The 1,140-nt window shown below is 66.3% G+C and carries 1 protein-coding gene; it reads right to left on the bottom strand.

The features are described from left to right. Positions 1 to 18: 18 nt before the first annotated feature. A protein-coding gene (locus O5O54_RS22180) for an IS3 family transposase (RefSeq protein ID WP_279484018.1) occupies positions 19 to 1,140 on the bottom strand; the annotation gives its coding sequence in 2 pieces (ribosomal slippage) (positions 19 to 950 and positions 950 to 1,140; 1,123 coding nt annotated over the 2 pieces). This gene is flagged as partial in the annotation.

Raw genomic sequence — 1,140 nt, 5'->3', positions numbered from 1 at the left:
TGACGTGACCCCCGTTTTTCATCCAGCGGGAGCGAGAGTCCTGTCGTGATCTGAGCCATCGTCGATGGCAGTTGCAAGAGGCCGAAGCGCGAAGCCGTCGATGGGCGCAACGTTTCGGCCGGTGGTTTCGGTAATGGCGCGGGCGAAGTCCCGAGGCGTCATCCAGCCGAGCTTGGAGTGCGGTCGTTCTTCGTTGTAGTCCCGCCGCCAGGATTCCAGCACGGCCCGAGCATGCGGCAGGGAGCGGAACAGGGTCTCGTTCAGAAGCTCGTCGCGCAGCCGTCCGTTGAAGCTCTCGATGAAGCCGTTCTGCTGCGGCTTGCCGGGCGCGATGTAGTGCCAGCCGATGCAGGTCTCATCCGCCCAGGTCAGGATCGCGTTGGAGGTGAACTCCGTGCCGTTGTCGCTGACGATCGTCGTCGGGCGCCCGCGACGACGCACGATGGCGTCGAGCTCGCGAGCAACCCGCAGGCCCGACAACGACGTGTCGGCGGCCAGCACCAGACATTCGCGGGTGCAGTCGTCCACCACGGCCAGGATCCGGAAGCGGCGACCGTCCGTGAGCTGATCTGACAGGAAGTCCAAGCTCCAGCGTTGGTTGGCGGCCACGGGGGCCTCGATCGGCCGACGCGTTCCCATGGCCCGTTTGCGCCCGCCCCGACGGCGAACGGTCAGCTTCTCCTCGCGGTAAAGCCGCTGGATGCGCTTGCGGTTGACGGCATGGCCCTCCCGCTTCAGCAGGACATGCAGCCGCCTGTAGCCGAAGCGCCGTCGCTCGCTCGCCAACTCCTTCAGCCGGGCGCGAAGCGCACCATCGTCAGGCCGCGTCCCCTTGTAGCGCACGCTCGCACGGTCCACCCCGATCACCCGGCACGCCCGCCGCTCACTCATCTGGAAGGTCGCGGCGAGATACGCCACGGACTCCCGTCTGGCGGCGGGCGTCACCACTTTTTTCCCAGGAGATCCTTCAGCGCGGCGTTGTCCAACATGGCATCCGCCAACATCCGCTTCAGGCGGCCGTTCTCGTCCTCCAGCCCCTTCAGCCGTCGCGCCTCAGACACTTCGAGACCGCCGAACTTGGCCTTCCATTTGTAGAACGTCGCCGAGCTGACGCCATGCCTCCGGCAAACCTCAGCCGTC

Origin of the sequence: Aureimonas sp. SK2 (assembly GCF_029813115.1) — a bacterium.
Taxonomy (GTDB): Bacteria; Pseudomonadota; Alphaproteobacteria; order Rhizobiales; family Rhizobiaceae; genus Aureimonas.
The sequence above is the reverse complement of the archived record's forward strand: the minus strand, read 5'-3'. Positions and strand labels throughout refer to the sequence as shown.